The 17,991-nt window shown below is 27.4% G+C and carries 16 protein-coding genes; 12 read left to right on the top strand and 4 right to left on the bottom strand.

Annotated elements, in window-relative coordinates:
- Window positions 1-153: 153 nt before the first annotated feature.
- The 9 genes from rapZ to E6771_RS11715 all read left to right on the top strand — a co-directional run bounded on the left by rapZ (window position 154) and on the right by E6771_RS11715 (window position 11,177).
- Window positions 154-1,008: an RNase adapter RapZ gene (rapZ, locus tag E6771_RS11755; protein ID WP_316091508.1), complete on the top strand. Its 855-nt coding sequence runs from the start codon at window positions 154-156 to the stop codon at window positions 1,006-1,008.
- 8 nt (window positions 1,009-1,016) lie between these two features.
- On the top strand, window positions 1,017-2,792 hold the full coding sequence (gene uvrC / locus E6771_RS11750; RefSeq protein WP_316091524.1) for an excinuclease ABC subunit UvrC: 1,776 nt from the start codon (window positions 1,017-1,019) through the stop codon (window positions 2,790-2,792).
- Window positions 2,793-2,805: 13 nt separating this feature from the next.
- Entirely contained in the window at window positions 2,806-3,798 is a 993-nt protein-coding gene (locus tag E6771_RS11745) for a hypothetical protein (protein WP_316091507.1), read from the top strand.
- Window positions 3,798-5,312 (top strand): PP2C family protein-serine/threonine phosphatase, encoded by a 1,515-nt coding sequence (locus E6771_RS11740; RefSeq protein ID WP_316091506.1) that lies wholly within the window; start codon window positions 3,798-3,800, stop codon window positions 5,310-5,312. The genes E6771_RS11745 and E6771_RS11740 overlap by 1 nt, the downstream gene beginning before the upstream one ends.
- 62 nt (window positions 5,313-5,374) lie before the next feature.
- Window positions 5,375-6,235, top strand: a complete 861-nt coding sequence (locus tag E6771_RS11735) for a DUF1385 domain-containing protein (protein ID WP_316091523.1) — start codon at window positions 5,375-5,377, stop codon at window positions 6,233-6,235.
- A gap of 106 nt (window positions 6,236-6,341) precedes the next feature.
- Window positions 6,342-6,752, top strand: a complete 411-nt coding sequence (locus E6771_RS11730; protein WP_316091505.1) for an Rrf2 family transcriptional regulator — start codon at window positions 6,342-6,344, stop codon at window positions 6,750-6,752.
- 64 nt (window positions 6,753-6,816) lie between these two features.
- The gene (gene sfsA / locus E6771_RS11725) at window positions 6,817-7,545 is read left to right on the top strand and encodes a DNA/RNA nuclease SfsA (protein ID WP_316091504.1); all 729 of its coding nucleotides are present in this window, start codon (window positions 6,817-6,819) and stop codon (window positions 7,543-7,545) included.
- 137 nt (window positions 7,546-7,682) lie between these two features.
- Window positions 7,683-7,973 carry a cysteine-rich small domain-containing protein gene (locus E6771_RS11720; protein ID WP_316091503.1) on the top strand — a complete coding sequence of 97 codons (291 nt, stop codon included), beginning with the start codon at window positions 7,683-7,685 and terminating at the stop codon, window positions 7,971-7,973.
- A 126-nt stretch (window positions 7,974-8,099) separates the two neighbouring features.
- A complete protein-coding gene (locus tag E6771_RS11715; protein ID WP_316091502.1) occupies window positions 8,100-11,177 on the top strand; it encodes an EAL domain-containing protein in 3,078 nt (1,025 codons plus the stop codon).
- Window positions 11,178-11,339: 162 nt separating this feature from the next.
- Here E6771_RS11715 and E6771_RS11710 read toward each other — a convergent pair whose 3' ends face one another.
- Entirely contained in the window at window positions 11,340-11,540 is a 201-nt protein-coding gene (locus tag E6771_RS11710) for a hypothetical protein (RefSeq protein WP_316091501.1), read from the bottom strand.
- A gap of 47 nt (window positions 11,541-11,587) precedes the next feature.
- Window positions 11,588-12,442, bottom strand: coding sequence for a WYL domain-containing protein (locus tag E6771_RS11705; protein WP_316091500.1), 855 nt, complete (start codon window positions 12,440-12,442; stop codon window positions 11,588-11,590).
- Window positions 12,443-12,594: 152 nt separating this feature from the next.
- On the opposite strand from E6771_RS11705, the gene E6771_RS11700 reads away from it, so the two are divergent.
- From E6771_RS11700 to E6771_RS11690, 3 genes are all read left to right on the top strand, one after another.
- The gene (locus E6771_RS11700) at window positions 12,595-12,876 is read left to right on the top strand and encodes a hypothetical protein (protein WP_316091499.1); all 282 of its coding nucleotides are present in this window, start codon (window positions 12,595-12,597) and stop codon (window positions 12,874-12,876) included.
- Window positions 12,863-13,549, top strand: coding sequence for a dethiobiotin synthase (gene bioD / locus E6771_RS11695; RefSeq protein ID WP_316091498.1), 687 nt, complete (start codon window positions 12,863-12,865; stop codon window positions 13,547-13,549). Before E6771_RS11700 ends, bioD begins: the two co-directional genes overlap by 14 nt.
- A gap of 147 nt (window positions 13,550-13,696) precedes the next feature.
- Window positions 13,697-14,389 carry an L-2-amino-thiazoline-4-carboxylic acid hydrolase gene (locus tag E6771_RS11690; RefSeq protein WP_316091497.1) on the top strand — a complete coding sequence of 231 codons (693 nt, stop codon included), beginning with the start codon at window positions 13,697-13,699 and terminating at the stop codon, window positions 14,387-14,389.
- Between the two features lie 48 nt (window positions 14,390-14,437).
- On the opposite strand, the gene E6771_RS11685 is transcribed toward E6771_RS11690, so the two are convergent.
- Together E6771_RS11685 and hflX are read right to left on the bottom strand one after the other, a co-directional pair.
- The gene (locus E6771_RS11685) at window positions 14,438-15,793 is read right to left on the bottom strand and encodes an MATE family efflux transporter (RefSeq protein WP_316091496.1); all 1,356 of its coding nucleotides are present in this window, start codon (window positions 15,791-15,793) and stop codon (window positions 14,438-14,440) included.
- Window positions 15,787-17,586, bottom strand: coding sequence for a GTPase HflX (hflX, locus tag E6771_RS11680; RefSeq protein WP_316091495.1), 1,800 nt, complete (start codon window positions 17,584-17,586; stop codon window positions 15,787-15,789). Before hflX ends, E6771_RS11685 begins: the two co-directional genes overlap by 7 nt.
- Between the last annotated feature and the right edge of the window lie 405 nt (window positions 17,587-17,991).

Genomic DNA, 17,991 nt, shown 5'->3' with positions numbered 1-17,991 from the left:
AAAATGGCTTAGAAGTAAAATCTGAGTCATTTTTTTGTACTTTATAAATAAAAAAGGGTTAAAAATGTAAAGAATGTAGTTTTTGTGATATAATAAAAATAGAAAAAGAATATGCAAAATAAAAAATTAAAATATAAAAAGTATGGTGAAAGTATGAAAAAAAATAAGATAGTAATAGTGAGTGGATTAAGTGGAGCTGGAAAGACTACTGCGTTGAATACAATGGAAGACATGGGCTATTATGTGGTAGATAATCTTCCCTGTGAGGTAGGAAACTTTTTTATCAATACCTCTATTGAGAAATTAGGATTAGGAATAGATATACGTTCATTTAAAAAAGTAGATGAACTTTTTCTGCTTTTAGCTGAAATGAAAAAAGCTGATATAGACTATTCTCTTATTTTTATCGAAGCTTCTGAAGAAATCATACTTAATAGGTACAACTTGACTAGGAGAAAGCATCCATTGGAAGCAGCTACTCTTTTAGAAAGTATACAGAAAGAAAGAGAGATAATGTTTCCAATAAGAGAGTCAGCAACTGGGATAATAGATACAAGTTATATAAAACCTAAAGAATTATCAGAGAGAGTTAAAGAAATATTGATGGTAGATGGAGAAACAAAAGATATAAATATTCATGTACAGTCATTTGGATTCAAATACGGCATTCCAATTGATCTTGATCTCCTTTTTGATGTAAGATTTCTTCCAAATCCATACTACATAGAAGAATTAAAAGAAAAAACAGGAGAAGATGAAGCAGTATCTTCTTATGTAATGGGATATAGTGTAGCTCAAGAGTTTGCTCAGAGACTTTTAAATTTGATGGATTTTCTTATCCCTAATTATATAAAAGAAGGTAAGAAACATTTAACTATAGGTATAGGATGCAGTGGGGGAAAACACCGTTCAGTAACTTTAGCATCTTTATTATATAAAGAACTTTCTAAACAGGAAAAATTAAATGTATATATCAGTCATAGAGAGAAAGAGAGAGGAAATTGGTAGAGACTAAAATAGATATTAAAAAAATAGATATACCTGAGAATCCAGGAGTATATCTAATGAAAAAAAGTGGGAAAATAATTTATGTAGGAAAAGCTAAAAATTTAAAAAACAGAGTATCTTCATATTTTAATAGAGAACATGAAAGTGAAAAAACTAGAGAGCTTGTAAAAAATATAGAAGATGTAGAATTTATCATATGTAATAGTGAAATAGATGCTTTTGTTCTTGAAAATAATCTTATAAAAAAATATACTCCAAAATATAATATAGCTTTAAAAGATGAAAAGACATATCCTTATATAAAAATCAGCAGAGAAACATTTCCAAATATAAAAATGATTAGGACTACAAGGGCTCTTGATACTAAAACTGGAATGTATTTTGGTCCATATCCTCAGGGTGGGTGGAATCTAAAAAAAAATATTATAAAAATATTTAAGATAAGAGACTGTAACAGAGATATGAATAAAGTATATACAAGACCATGTCTGAAATATTTTATGAAAATGTGTCCAGGACCCTGTACTTATAAAAATATAAAAGAAGAGTATAATGAACTTGTAGAGGGAGCTAAACAACTTTTAAAAGGGCAAGGAAGAAATGTAATAGAGGGATTAAAAAAGAAAATGGAAAAAGCTTCTGAAGATATGAAGTTTGAGGAAGCAATAATGTATAGAGAACAGATAAAAGAAATAGAAGCCACTGTAAATAATCAAATAACTGAATATGGAAAAGAACTAGATGAAGATATTTTCAATATAAAAGAAGAAAATAACAGAGTATTCATCTGTGTACTAAATGTCAGAGATGGTAAAATTTTAGGAAAAATCTCGACAAATATAGATTTAAAAGATAAAATATATGAGAACATACTTGAAGTAGTTGTAATGGCGTTTTATAATAAGCATCCTATACCTCAAAATATAGTATTTTCCAGTAAATATGAAAATGAAAGCAAGAGAATACTTGAAGCTTTGAAAAAAGATAAAAATAAAAAAATAGAGTTCCTTTTTCCAAAAATAAAAAGCAGAAGGAAAGAACTTTTGGAAATGGGAGAACTAAATCTTGCAAGAGATGTTGAAAATTATTATAGAAAAAAATCAGTTGTTGAAGAAGGACTTTATAAAATATATTCTACTTTAGAATTAAAAAGATATCCTAGAAAAATTGAATGTTTTGATATCTCTAATATACAGGGAAAGGATGCTGTTGCATCTATGAGCGTATCGGTAGAGGGTAAGGCTTCAAAACAGGATTACAGAAAATTTAAAATTACCTGTAAAGACACACCTGATGACTTTGCAATGATGAGAGAAGTAATAACAAGGCGTTATGGAAAACTTCCAGAGAATGAATTTCCAGATATAATACTTATAGATGGAGGGTTAGGACAGATAAATGCTGCTGGAGAAGTCTTTAAGGAATTAGGTAAAGATGGTATATCTGATCTTCTTAGTTTAGCCAAAAGAGATGAAGAAGTATATAAATATGGAGAAAACATACCTTATGTTTTTTCAAAAGATCAAGAAGCATTAAAAATCTTTCAAAGAGTAAGAGATGAGGCGCATAGATTTGGTATAACATATCATAGAAAACTTAGAAGTAAAAGAGTATTATCTTCTGAACTGGATGAGGTAGAGGGTATAGGAGAAAAGAGAAAAGCAATTCTTTTAAAAGAATTTGGTTCTATATCAAAAATAGCAAAAGAAGATGTTGAATCAATTTCTAAATTTGTACCTAAAAATGTTGCAGAGAATATCTTGGAAAAATTAAGAAAAAAATAAATTGGAGGAAATGATGAAGAGAAATGCCTTTGTATTATTTTTACTGACTGTATTATTAATGACTGGATGTCAAAAACTGATTGCAAGGAGAGATGAAAGTCAGGTAGTCGAATTTGCAAACAAGATGCCAAAAGGGGAGTATACACTTAAAATATACAAATTGGATTACCCTAAAATACCTTCAGACAGAGATGCTTTTTACGAAAAATTCAGTATTCTTATGTCAAAAATGGTAGCTCACAATAAAGATATAAATTTGATAATACCTTTTGAGTTATATCAAGATATAAAAAATATAGGAAAAAGAGATGTTAGAGAAGCAGAAAAAATTTATTACAAACCAGCTTCTGAATTGACTGAAGAGGAAAAGGAATTTATAGATTCTAAAATAGATATAAATTATCCAGAAAATGCTGGTATTTTTCAAGGATATTTAAATAAGCAGGTATACTACTGGTTGAACTATTTGAAGAGAGAAAAAGATTATAATCCTAGTAACTATTATACTGAACTTGATAAAATGAAGATGGTAGAAGAAATATTTGAAAATAGAAAAATGATATCAAAGACTTTTGAACCAATTGAGAATGACTTTATTATAGAAGTTAATAGTTCTAATATTGAAGAAGCAGGAAAAACTAGGCTTCCATTATATACTGAGAGTACTTTAGGGAAAGAGAAGAGCATTTTATCTTCAGTTATTATTTTAAAAAGAGCTTCTTGGGAAACACTTGTTTCTGATAAAATAGTTTTAACTGAAGGAATGATAACTGAAAATATAAAAGATTATGAATTTGGAGTACGTGTTATAAATATTGCTAATCCATCTTCACTTGTAGAGAATCTTGAAAATGAAGAAAAAGGATTAAAAATAAAAGATTTAAAAAACTTTAAAGTTATAAAACCTAAAGGGGTAATTTTAAAGAAGGCAAGTGTTAAAGAAAATGAAAAAGGAAGAGATATTTTAAAGATTAAAGATGGGGACACTCAATGGAGGATTAATTAATGCTATATATATTTTTTCTGATTCTGTTGCTGATTTTATTTTTTTATGTTTTGAAAAGACAGGAGAAAGAACATTTTGGAGATATAATTAGGGTACTCACAAGCCTTAGGGCTAAGAAAGATATAGAAGACATCCCAGATATACTTAAAGATGAATACACAGAAACTTTGAATAAAATAATCAAACAGGAACTAGAGTTGGAAAATTCTATTGAAGAACTGAGAGAATATAGAAAAGAATTGGAAGTTACATATGATGCTCTTGTTACAAAATCTACTCAACTAGAATATAGTAATCATATACTTGAAAGAAGAGTTGAAAATCTTTCTAATTTAAACTCTCTATCTAGAGCAGTTTTATCCATATTAGAAGTAGAGAAAATCATAAATATAATTCTTGATGCATATTTTGTACTCACAGGAGCTAAAAGAATTTCTCTTTATTTATGGGAAAATGGAAAACTTAAAAATAAGAGAATAAAAGGAATAATCAAATTTAAGGGGGAAGTTTCATATCCCGAAGAGATATTAAAGGAATTTACAAGGAATGATTTCAAAAAGATATATGAAGAACTATCAGTAGGTTTTGCTGTACAAAAAGATGAAGTAGTAGTTATTTCACCTTTGGTAGTGAAAGGGAAAGAATTAGGAGTTATTTATGTTATTGAAGATAAAAATAAACTTATAGATTTAGATGAAGAAACTATATCTGCTCTTGTAATACAGGTCTCTATAGCAATAAATAATGCTCAAATATACTCTGATCTTATTATTAAAGAGAGAATGTCAAATGAATTGGAAGTTGCAGCAAGAATTCAAAAGAAAATACTTCCAGAAGATATAGATGAAGTCTTTGGATTAGAAATTGCAAATTATTTTGAACCTGCAAAAGAGATAGGTGGAGATTATTATGATTATACTATTCTTGATAATAATAATTTTTCTATAACAATAGCAGATGTTAGTGGCAAAGGAGTTCCAGCAGCATTTCTAATGGCTCTGGGAAGATCAGTATTAAAGACATTAACTATAACTGGGGATACAGGTCCAGCTGAAAATCTAAATGAATTAAATAGAATTATATATCCTGATATAACAGAGGATATGTTTATTACAATGATGCATAGTAAATATAATAAAGACACAAAAACCTTGCATTATTCAAATGCTGGTCACAATCCTTTAGTAGTATATAGAGCAGAAACTGATACTGTTGAACTTCATACTGTGAAAGGTGTAGCTATTGGATTTTTGAATGAATATAAATATAAACAAGGGGAAATTAAACTTGGTAAAGGAGATATAGTAATCTTCTATACTGATGGAATAAATGAAACAGAAAATAAAAATAAAGATATGTTTGGTATAAATAAACTTAAAGAAGTAGTTTATCAGAATAAATTAAAAAGACCTGAAGAAATAAAAATAGCTATATTGGAAGAATTGAATAAATTTAGAGGTGATTATGAACAGGTGGATGATTTAACATTTGTTATACTCAAAAGCAATCTTTAAGAAAGGTGAGAAAATTGATAGAAAGAGTTAGTATAGGAGGGCAAGCAGTTATTGAGGGTGTGATGATGAGAAGCCCTGAATGGCTGGCAACAGCAGTAAGAAAGCCCTCAGGAGAAATAGTATATAAAAAAACAAAGGTAGGCGGAAAGAGGAATAAGCTTGCAAAGATACCATTTATCAGAGGAGCAGTAACTTTATTTGATGCATTGGTACTTGGAATAAAGGAGCTTACATTTTCTGCAAACCAATCAGAAGAGGAAGAAGAAAAACAGCTTTCACAGAAAGAAGCAGTAATGACAACAGTGGTATCTTTAGGGCTGGGAATAGGATTATTTGTAGTTTTTCCATCTCTTATCAGTAGTTTTATTTTTGCAGACAACAGAATATATTCTAATTTATTAGAAGCAGCATTAAGGCTTGCATTCTTTGTATTTTACATATGGGTAATATCCTTCTCAAAAGATGTAAAAAGAGTGTATGAATATCATGGAGCAGAGCACAAATCTATCTATGCTTATGAGAATAAAATGGAACTTACACCAGAAAATGCAAAAGGATTTACAACACTTCACCCAAGATGTGGAACAAGTTTTCTGTTAATAGTAATGCTTATATCAATTATAGTATTTTCATGTATGGATTTTATATTGCCAGTTCCAGCAAATGGAATAGAAAGAGTAATAATAAAAGTAGGTTTAAGAGTTATATTGATGCCTCTTATAGCTGGGATATCTTATGAAATACAGAGATATAGCAGCAACCATTTAGATAAAATCTGGGTAAGAGCATTAGCATTTCCAGGATTATCTTTACAAAGGATAACAACAAAAGAACCAGATCTATTGCAATTAGAAGTTGCTATTGTAGCAATAAAGGCTGCTTTAGGTGAAAATGTGGAAAATGCCACTGAAGTTGAAAATTAAAGTACGGAAAAATTATTGTTATTATAGAAGTAATGTGATATACTTATGAAGTATAGTGTGTAAAAATCAGTATATAAATTTACTTATGGGATTATAGGAGACTGAAATGAGATTAAAAAATGAAATTGAATATGTATTTAGAATACTGCTGTATTTAACAATAAATGGAGATAATAGAATTATTTCATCAAATGAAATTTCAGAAAAAGAGGAAATTCCTCATTTATTCAGCTTGAGAATACTTAAAAAACTAGAAAAAGCAGATCTTGTTTTGATTTTTAAAGGAGCTAAGGGTGGATATAAATTAAAGAAAGAGAGTCATGAAATAACTTTAAAAGACGCAATAGAATCAATTGAAGGTAATATTTGCATTAAAGACTGCCTAGAATCACCAGAAAGTTGTACTTTAAGAAAAGGTAACTGTGGAGTACACAGAGTGTTTAAAGATATAGAATCTCAATTTATATCTAGATTGCAGGATGTAAACTTTAGAGATTTAGCTGATGGGAAGTATTAATAAAAAATTAGATATAAAGGCTGACTATGTATAGTCAGCCTTATTTTACATTAGGAGATATATAATGAGAAAAGGAAAATTGATTTATGAAATTGGAATAGATAAAAGAGGAAAATTTTTAGAAAGACCTAATAGGTTTGTGGCAGATATTAAGTTAGAAGATAATACAGTGGTAACATGTCATGTACATGATTCAGGAAGAATAAGAGAACTCCTTTTTGAAGATAACAGTGTAGGAATAAAAAAAGCTAAGGAAGGAAGTATACGGAAGACTCAATGGGATGTAATATCAGCATTTTCAGATGATAAGGAAGATATTCTGATAAATTCATCTTACCATAGATATATATCAGAAAAATTTTTAAGAGATAAAAATTTATCACCTTTTGGAGATTATACTCATATAAAAGCTGAAGTAAAATATGGAGACAGCCGTATAGACTATCTTATTGAAAAAGATAATGAAAAAATATGGGTAGAAGTAAAGGGAGTTTCACTTTCATTAGATAAAAAAGCAATGTTTCCAGATGCTCCAAGTACAAGAGCTCAAAAACATTTAAGAGAATTAATAGAAATAAAAGAAAAAGGGGATAGAGCAGCTGTATTGCTTCTTATATTCAGAGAATCAAATACATTTAGACCTAAATGGGAGACTGATCCAAAATTTTCAGAATTATTTTATGAAGCAATGGAAAAAGGGGTAGAGATATATCCTATTCAATTTTTTTTGAAAGGTGGAAAAATAATGTATGAAGAGAAAGAAATTAGAATTCTTACTAAACAAGAAAGATAGAATAAAAGCTTTATATATTAAAAGATAAATTTTTATATTAGAGATTATTAAAAAATTTATGATGATAATGTTTCTCTTGATTTAATAGCTTAAAAGATGTATAGTTAAAATAAGATGTAAAATAGGAGGTATTTTTAATGAATAATTACAAATTTATACATCATAAAGAATGTGAGTTTTTTCCATGTCATGAGATAAAAAATATAGAAGATTTTAATTGTATGTTTTGTTATTGTCCATTATATATGATGGGAGAAGAATGTGGAGGAAATTTTAAATACACTCCTCATGGAATAAAAGATTGTTCAAATTGTAACCTTCCTCATATTAAAGAAGTTGGTTATGCTCATATTCAAAAGAAAATGCTTGATGTTATAGAAAGAGTTCAAAATGAATATTTAGAAAAGAAAAAAAAAGAAATTAAATAGTTTAAGCTTTTATCAAAGACAAGTAAAATATTATTTACTTGCCTTTGATAGTTAAATGTTATAAAAAATATTAATTTATTGGGAAGATAGTAATAAAATATAATTATTAAAAAAATAGGTGATAATATGAATCTGGGGAGATTAAAAACGGAAAATGTTTATGAAGCTTTTTTAAGTTTGGAAAAAATTTTGAAACGAGATGAATATACATACACAGAAAAATTAAAAATATTAGAAGAGCTGAAGAAAAAATGTGATATTTCCTTATTAGGAGTTATTATATTAAATAGAAAAAAGCAGATAAGAAGCGACTTTTTTTGGAATGATTCTGAAATAAGTAATACCACAATAAAGAAATATTTATATAATAATCTTATGGGATTATTTGAAAAATCAATTGAAGGTGAAAAATATATTGCTTTAGAAAGCAATGAAAAGATATATAAAATAAAAAATACACTTCAAAGTAATTTTCTTTTTCTTCCTGTAAAAAATATTCAGGAAGAATTTTGTATTGGTGGAATACTGGTTGGTAAGAGAAAAGAAAAAGGAAATTGGGATGAAGAAGAGATTAAATTATTAAAAACATTTGCTTTAGTTTTAGAAATGTTTTATACAAATAAATATAAATTTGATGAATTTTTTACACAATCTTGGATATTTAATGAAATTCTGGATAATATGAATGTAAATCTTTATATTACTGATATAAAGAATGATAAAATATTATTTATGAATAAAAAAATGAAAGAAACCTATAATATTACTGAACCTGAAGGAAAAATATGCTGGCAGGTTCTTCAAAAAGGAATGGAAAAAAGATGTGATTTTTGCCCAGTACCAAAACTTTTAGAGAAAAAAGAAGAAAATCCCAGCATTGTATGGAGAGAAAATGGAACTATTACTGGAAAAATTTATGAAAATTATGATAGTTTAATAAAGTGGACAGATGAGTCTATAGTACATTTTCAAGAGTCTACTGACATAACAGATACAATTACTCTGAAAAAAAATATTCTTCAGGATATTTTATGTGGTGAAGCATTGAATTGGAGAGCTGGAAAAAGTGAAATGGCTAAAGCTTTTCAAGATGCTAAAAAATCTAAAAAGAATTTTGTAATAGCTTCAGTAGATATGGATGACTTAAAAATGATTAATAAGAAATATGGTCATATAGAGGGAGATAAAGTCATCATAGAAACCATAAAAATAATAAAAAATTGTTTAACTGAAAAGGAATTTATATTCAGACTAGAGGGAGATAATTTTATAGTTGTTTTTGAAAATAGAACTGAAAAAGAAGTTATAAAATTGCTATTTGAATGTGTTGATAATCTTAAAATTAAAAAGAAAGAACTAAAAACAGAGTTTAATTTTTCTTTTTGTTTTGGAACAGCAGAAGCCTATCCTGATGAAGAGATTTTTGAAAATGATATTATAGCAAGAGCTGATAAAAAACTTTATTTTCAAAAATTGAAATATCATAAAAATAAAACTGATGAGCATAGGGATGAAAGCAATACAAAATCTATTGCAACTGAAGAAGATTTTATTTATAATAAAGACCTTTTATATGAGGCACTTGTTATGAGTACAGATGATTTCATTTATATATGTAATATGAAAACTGGTAGATTTAAATATACCTCTGCAATGGTAGAAATGTTTAATCTTCCTTCTGAAATAATTCAAAACCCAATTTTTATCTGGAAAAATATAGTTCATGAAGATGATTGGGAAAAATTTTATCAATCTAATATGGAGATAGGACAAGGCCAAGCAGATTATCATTTAGTAGAATTCAGAGCTAAAAATAGAGATGGAGAATATATTTGGCTTAGATGTCGAGGGCATTTAATGCGTGATGAAGTTGGGGAACCAAGTATTTTTGCTGGTATAATTACTTTACTTGGAAAACAAAATAAAATAGATATTTTAACCAGACTGCTTAATATAAATGAATTTTCAAAATCTTTTGAAGAAAAAATAAAAGATTATTCTGTTGAAACTATTGGAATGATAATTTTAGGAATAGATGAATTTAAGCAAGTGAATGAAATGTATGATAGAGAATTTGGAGATAGTGTTTTAAAAATGATAGCCCAGATAATTCAATCATCTCTTCCAAGAAATGCCCTAGCATATAGATTAGATGGAGATCAATTTGGAATTCTTGTAGAAAATACAGATAGTCATGAGATACAAAATATATATGATAATATAAAAACAAAATTCTCATGTCAGCAGCTTCTTGAAAAATCTAAGATATTTGTAACTCTTTCAGCTGGGTGTTCACTTTATCCACAAGATGGAAATAAATATCAAGAATTGTATAAATATACAGATTATTCATTACAGTATGCTAAAAAAAGTGGAAAAGATAGAATAGTATTTTTTTCTAATGATATATTGGAATATAAATCACGCTTTTTAGAAATACTTCGCCATATTAGAGAAAGTATAGAAAATGGATTTGAGGGGTTTGAAGTATTTTATCAGCCACAGGTATTTTGTAAAACCACAAATTTAAAAGGAGTGGAAGCTTTATTAAGATGGAAATGTGAAAAATTTGGTAGCATTTCTCCAATAGAATTTATTCCAATACTTGAAGAAAGTGGATTGATAATACCAGTTGGAAAATGGATACTGAAGGAAGCTGTAAAAACTTGCAAAGAAATGTTAGAGTATGATAAAGATATTACTGTCAGTGTAAATTGTTCATTTATACAATTCTTGGAAGAAAACTTTCTAAATGATGTGAAAACCATAATTATGCAAGAAAAAGTTCCTCCTTCAAATATTATTTTAGAATTAACAGAAAGTTGTGTAATAAAAAGTATCGAAACATTACATGGAATATATTCACAAATGAAGGAAATAGGAATAAAAACAGCAATGGATGACTTTGGAACTGGCTATTCTTCATTAGGAATATTAAAACAAGTCCCTGCAAATATAGTAAAAATAGATCGTGCTTTTGTGAAAGATATAGTAAAAAGCAGATTTGATATTACTTTTATTGAATTTATTACAAGAATTTGCCATTCAGTAGGTATAAAAGTATGTTTGGAAGGAATTGAAACCAAAGAAGAATTTGAACTTGTAAGCAATTTGGAAATTGATTATATTCAAGGTTATTATTTTGGGAAACCTCAATCTAAAAATAGTATATTTGAAAATTTCTTAACTAGGAAGGCTGAATAAAGAATTTTATAAAAATTTATAGAACTTTACAAAAAAATTGATAAGTATATATAAAGTAAAAAAATAAATAATAAAATAAATAATAAAATAAATAATAAAATAAAAGCTGGCTAAAATATATATTTAGTCAGCTTTTTTCATTGGATATTACAGGTAATAGCACTATAGTACATTTTCTCTTTCCAATCTATTCATAATTTTTTCATTTTTCATATATACTTCATTTAATTCTGTATATATTTTTTGATAATCATCAGCTAGTTTTTCTTTTTCATCTTCACAATTACTTTCTTTTAGTTTGATTTTGATATCTTCAATTTGTTCTTCAAGTTCTCTGATCAGATTAAGATTTTTTTCTGTCATAAATATCCCTCCTTTAAAAAATAAAACAAAATTTATTTTTCATTATTTTACTTTTTAAAAATAAAATTGTCAAGATATTTTTTATAGGCATTTTTATATTTATTTTTAAACCATTCTCGTAGACTTAAGGGCTCTAATATTTCAATTTCATCTAAGAAGTATGTAAAATATCTTTTAGCTTTTTCTTCTGAACATTGAAACTCATAAAGATTTCCTTTTTTAGAGATAATTTCAGGACGATTCAACTTAATTTCTTTTAAGAGTTTTTCACCTTCTGAAGTTAACATAGCCTTTATTTCTTTTCCTTGTGAAAGAAATGGATCAAAATCTTTTATAACTTTTTCTATAAACTTTATATCTTCCCAAATTTTTATTTCTTTGGTAATAAAAATAGTATCTATATTACTTATTCTGTAATTTCTATATTTTCCTTCATTCATATCATAACAAAAAAGATAATTGGAAAGTTCAAGTTTAGAACTTCCTATATAAAATGGAAGAACAGAAGTTATTCTTTTATCTTTAAAATGTATTTTTATAATTTTTTTATCTTTTATTCCAGATTCCAGTCTTTCAATTATAGATTGAAAAATAAAAAGTTCTCTGTTTTTTCTCGATTGATTGGCATACTTATAAATAAGTTTTCTTATGAAATCTGCTTCTACCTGTATATTTTTTTCCATTAAAAAATCATAATATGTACTTAGGTTTTTTTTATTTAAATTAAACTGTATAACAGATTTTTCTCCATCAAAGAAAAAATTATTATTTATTTTTTCATTTTTCATATACTCAAATATATAATTTAAGAGATAATTTTTTGTTATTTTAAAATTTTCCAAGTCAGATTCAATTATTTCTAAGACTTGCTTAAGGAGAGTTATTCTTATTTTTTTTTCCATTATTCAAACCCCACTTTCTGTTTTTTTAGTATTATAAAATATTTTATCATAAAAAACCTCAATAATACATAGTACTTTAAATATTTGTAAATTTGTGATATATTTGAATGTAGAGAAATTTGTTAAAGGATAAAAAAGGAGCTACTTAAATTATGAAAAGTTTTATTAAAAATATAAAAGAACATAAGAAAGCATACTCTATTCCAGTAAATATACAAAGAGCAGAATCTATGGAGTTTGTAAAAATAAAGGCAATACTTTCTAAAACATTTCTTAATTATATTAATGAAAGGATAACATCAGAGGAATTACAAAAATTGGAGATGAAAACTGAAATAAATCCAGTAGTGGCAGAAAATTTTTTGATGTTAATGGAGAATACTATAAAAAATGACAAAAAAATAATCAGGGGGAAAGAGTATGAACTTAAATAAGGGTTATTTTATAATAGGAACAGATACAAGAATTGGAAAGACCTATGTGAGTGCTCTTCTTTATCAAGGTATAAAGAAAAGAAATGGAGGATATTATAAACCCATTCAAAGTGGAGCTTTTGAAATGCTTGGAAAATTGGTTTCCCCAGATGTAGAATTCTTATGTGAATATAATAAAATTCCATATGATATTGATATGACAACATATTTACTGAGAGCTGAAGTATCTCCACATTTGGCAGCTGAAATAGATAAGACAGAAGTAAAACCTGAGAAAATAAAAAAACATTGGGAAAAGTTAACTGAAAAATATGATACTTTAATAGTTGAAGGAGCAGGGGGGTTATTTGTTCCTATTATTAGAGAAAAATATTATATGTATGATTTGATAAAAATGCTTGATATACCAGTAATAGTTGTTACTGGAAATAAAGTAGGAAGTATAAATCATACAATGTTAACAGTAAATGCACTGGAAAATATGGGAATAAAAATACAAGGATTTATATTTAATTCCATTGAAAGATTATATGAGAGAACAGGTCATGAAGAGGATAACAGAAATGTTATAATGCAGATGAGTGGAATAGAGAACCATCTCCTATTAAAACATAATCAAGATATAATAGATCAAATAGATCTTTTTAAATTTTTAGAAGCAGATGTAAAATAATATAAATATATTAAATTAACTATTTTCCATCTCATTAGTAAATGAGTTTCATTTTTCCATTAAAATATTTGTTAGAGTGAAAGTACAAGTTGTAAAATATGTTATATAATATTTTCATGAGATATAGTAAATCTTGGGAGGGAATTTATGAAAGAATTTACAGAAAGACATCATGCTTTTATAGCAGCTTCATTTTATAGAGAACTTGTAGGAAATTATGGAGGGCAGGGGGAAAAAGCTTTTGTACTGGCAGTTCAACGTTACGCTGAACAGAGAGGTTCAAGAATGGCTCAAAGAGCAATAAGAGATAATAAAGAACTCACATTTGCTGTATATAGGGAATATGGAGAATGGGTCAGCAGTGAAACATTAAAAAATGAAGGTGCTGTCAATACAGTTGAAGAGATATCTTTTTCTCCAAATTATGAAATAAAAATTTTGCAATGTCCTTGGGCAGAACAATTTAAAAAGATGGATTTAACAAAGGCAGGAATTATTTATTGTACTCACCTAGACAAAGCTATTGTCAGAGGCTTTAATCCCTATCTAGTTTTTGAAGTTCCTCAAAGCATATATGAACATGAATACTGTATTCAAATTATGAGAGAAGCTGATTTTAAAAAGAATCAGAAAATTATAAGAAATGAAGAAAATATAAAAAAATTTGATTATCATTGCGGACATTGCTATAAGACTTTTAAAGATATTACAACATCTATTTTTAAAATAAGAGGAGAAGAAATAGCTTTAAAAGTTTTAAAAGATTTTAGAAAAGAATATGGTAATGAAATGGCAGAGATATTGTTTTCATATTTAAAAGTAGATTTTAATTTAATATAAATATAGAAAAGAGAGGTTAAAATTTTAACCTCTCTATTTTGCTTTAAATTATGCAATTTTTTCTTTTAAATCTGTAACTTGGTAATATTTTTTCCACTTGTATTGGTAGACTACGAAAATAATAATAGCTTCTATTATCCATTGCAGAGCTGTTATTTTCCAAAAGTAAGTTACAGAACTTCTCTTTAAGTAAATATAATAATATACAAGAGGAAGCCGTATTACCCAGTTTGTAAATAAAACTATTTTAAATGGAGTCTTACTGTCTCCAGTTCCTTTTAAAGCTCCTCCTAATACCATAGAAATAGCTATTGGTATCTGTTCTATTGAAGCAAGCATAAGGCAGGCTGTTCCAAGAGCTATAACTTCAGTTTCACTGCTTTTAATAAAAAGAGAAATGAGTTTTTCAGGAAAAATAAGGAAGATTATAGAAAATAATCCCATAATTCCAGAAGCAAGGTATATAGAATAATTTATATATATCTTAGCTTTTGCATAATCTTTTTGACCTATACAATATCCAGTAAGAGAAGTACAAGCTATGGCAAATCCCCATCCAGGCATAAAAGAAATACTTTCAATTGTAATAGCTATCTGATTGGAAGCAAAAGATAAACTTCCCAGTGTCATTATAACGGCTACATTTATTAATTTATTTATACTGAAAGCTCCTTCTTGTAATGATGAAGGAATAGTCAATTTTACTAATTCTTTAAAATATTCTCTATTAAATGGAGCAAATGGACTTAGTTTAAATGGAATTTTCTTTAATTGACTTAAAGTAAATAAAAGTCCACATACATTTCCAGCAACAGTAGCAATAGCACCTCCTACAACTCCTAATTCTGGAGCACCAAATTTACCAAATATAAGTAAATAATCAAGAGATAAATTTACTACATTTACAATTATAGCTGTAAAAAGAGGTGTTTTAGTATTTTTACAGCCTCTGAATATCCCATTGAATATACTTGTTGTCATATTGCATATTACAGCAAAAGAACATATTCTCATATATTTAGTTGCAAGAGATAAAATATCTTTTTCTGCACCTACAATTGTCAGTATTTTTTCTGGGAAACAAAAAAATATTCCTCCCATTAAAAAAGCAAATATAAGGCCTAACCTTAAAGTAATATCAGAAGTCAATCTTGCTTTTTCATAATTTTTTCCACCAATTGCCCTTGAAATTATCGAGGTAACAGAAATTGATAATCCCATAGCAACAATTATATTTGTAAATGTGTACATTACTTCTGAACTGAGGCCAACAGCAGAAACTCCCAATTGTCCACTGTGTTTTCCAACCATTATGGTATCCAATACCCATATCATCATATAAAGAATCATTTCCCCAACTGCTGGAAGAGCTAATTTTAAAATTTCCAGTATTATTTTTAACATATATTCTCCTCAATCATGAATTTTTTACATTTATTGTATATTTCATCATTGACTATAGCAATTATTTTTATACCATTTCCTTCATACTTCTCTTCTTGAATAATAGAATTTCTATGAAGAAAGGCACTCATAGAAGTATTGCTGTAAGGTATTAAATAAGTACATTTTCTAGTAGTTTGTGGTAATAGTGATACAGTCATTTGTAAAAATTCATCAATATTTTTATTTTCTTTAGCACTGATTTCTATCATTTGATATTTGCTAAAGTTTTCTTTTACTGTAGCAATTTGCTCTGGCGAAGCCATTTCAAATTTATTTAATGCAAGAAAAGATGGTTTATCTAAAGCATTCAACTCTCCCAGTACTTTTTCCACAGCTAAAATTTGTTCAGAAACAGTTTCACTTGATATATCAACAACATGTATTATTAAATCAGAAAAACTTACTTCTTCAAGGGTAGACTTAAAAGCCTCTACTAAATCATGCGGAAGCTTTCTTACAAATCCTACTGTATCAGTAAGAGAAGCTATCCTTTTGTCAGGAAGAACTATTGCTCTGGTAGTAATATCTAAAGTTGCAAATAGCATATTTTCAGCAAAAACAGCTTCTTTTTTAGAAGTATTATCAGCTGCATACATATTGACAAGAAGATTTCTAAGAGTAGATTTTCCAACATTTGTATATCCAACAAGAGATATTTTAGGTATACCAGATTCATCTCTTTTTTCTCTTTGAGTTACTCTTGTTTTTCTTATTTTTTCTAATTCTTGTTTTAAATCATAGATAGTTTCTCTTATTCTTCTTTTATCAATTTCCAGTTTTTTTTCTCCAGGACCTTTAGTTCCTACACCACCACCAGTTCTAGACATTGTGGAACCAAAACCAAGAAGTCTGCTGCTTCTATATTTTAATTGTGCAAGCTCTACCTGAATTTTTGCTTCTCTTGTTCTGGCTCTTGTAGCAAATATTTCAAGAATAAGAATAGTTCTGTCAATAACCTTGCAGCTTGTAAGTTCCTCTAAGTTTCTTACTTGTAAACCACTAAGCTCATCATCAAAAATAATAAGATTAGCTTTTTTTAATTGTTTGAAGACAGTAAGTTCTTTTGCTTTTCCAGGTCCAATAAAATAACATGAATCTATTTTAGTTTTCTTTTGAAAGAATTTAGCTACTACTTTAACATTGCATGCTTTAGCTAATTCAGCCAGTTCATCAAGACTTTCATTATCATCTAAGCCTACAAGAATTGCATATTCATCATCATTTTCAATAACTTCTCTTTTTTTAAGGAAGTTTTCTATTTCTTCAACTTTAGAAAGAAAGTCATAATTTACAATTTCTTCTACAGATAAAGGACCAATAATTTCATGTGAAAGGTCATTTCCATTTACACTGCAAAATCCAATACTCATTCCTGTTATAGAATCTTCATTTATTCCAATGGCAACTATACAGTCTAATTTTAATTTTGTAAGGGCAGATATATCAATGCTAGACAGATTTGAACTTCCACTTGGGTGAGTATGTATAACTCTTGTTCCGCTCAATCTTTTTTCCTGAACATTTAAAAAAGGAAGTTGTACACTGCTGCTGTCACCAATGGATATTTCTGTAACATTTCCTTTTCTGTCAATGGCAATGTTAATTTCTCTGTTTATTCTGCTGCTTACTGAAGCTATAAGAGCAAGCATTTCTGGCTCTATTATTTTATTTTTTTCAACTGTTATATCATGAAGAGAATCTAATTCATTTAAAATAAAATCTTTAATTCCATCTGTATTTCCTTTTATCATAAAAACCACTCCAATTTATATCTATATTTGGTAATATATTATATCATAATTTTATTAAAAGTAGAAATTACTCATTTATCTCTATAAAAAATGAATTTTTATTTTATCAAGAACATACTTCAATGTATTGAAAATACAGAGTTATATAATTATAATATGTTTCAAATATAAAAAAACTATCATATTTTGGGAATAAAGGCTTGATTAAAAGATAAAATTATGGTATATATTCTAATAGGTTTTAAAACTAGATAAAATATTTAGAAAATTTAATGAGGTGGGGAAAAATGAAAAAACTTGGCTTATTACCAAAACTGATAATAGGTTTGATAGCAGGAATTATAATTGGAAAAATTGGATTTATACCATTACTAAGAATAATGCTTACATTTAATGGATTATTTG

It is taken from the genome of Fusobacterium sp. (genome assembly GCF_032477075.1).
Classification (GTDB): Bacteria; Fusobacteriota; Fusobacteriia; order Fusobacteriales; family Fusobacteriaceae; genus Fusobacterium_A.
The sequence above is the reverse complement of the archived record's forward strand: the minus strand, read 5'-3'. Positions and strand labels throughout refer to the sequence as shown.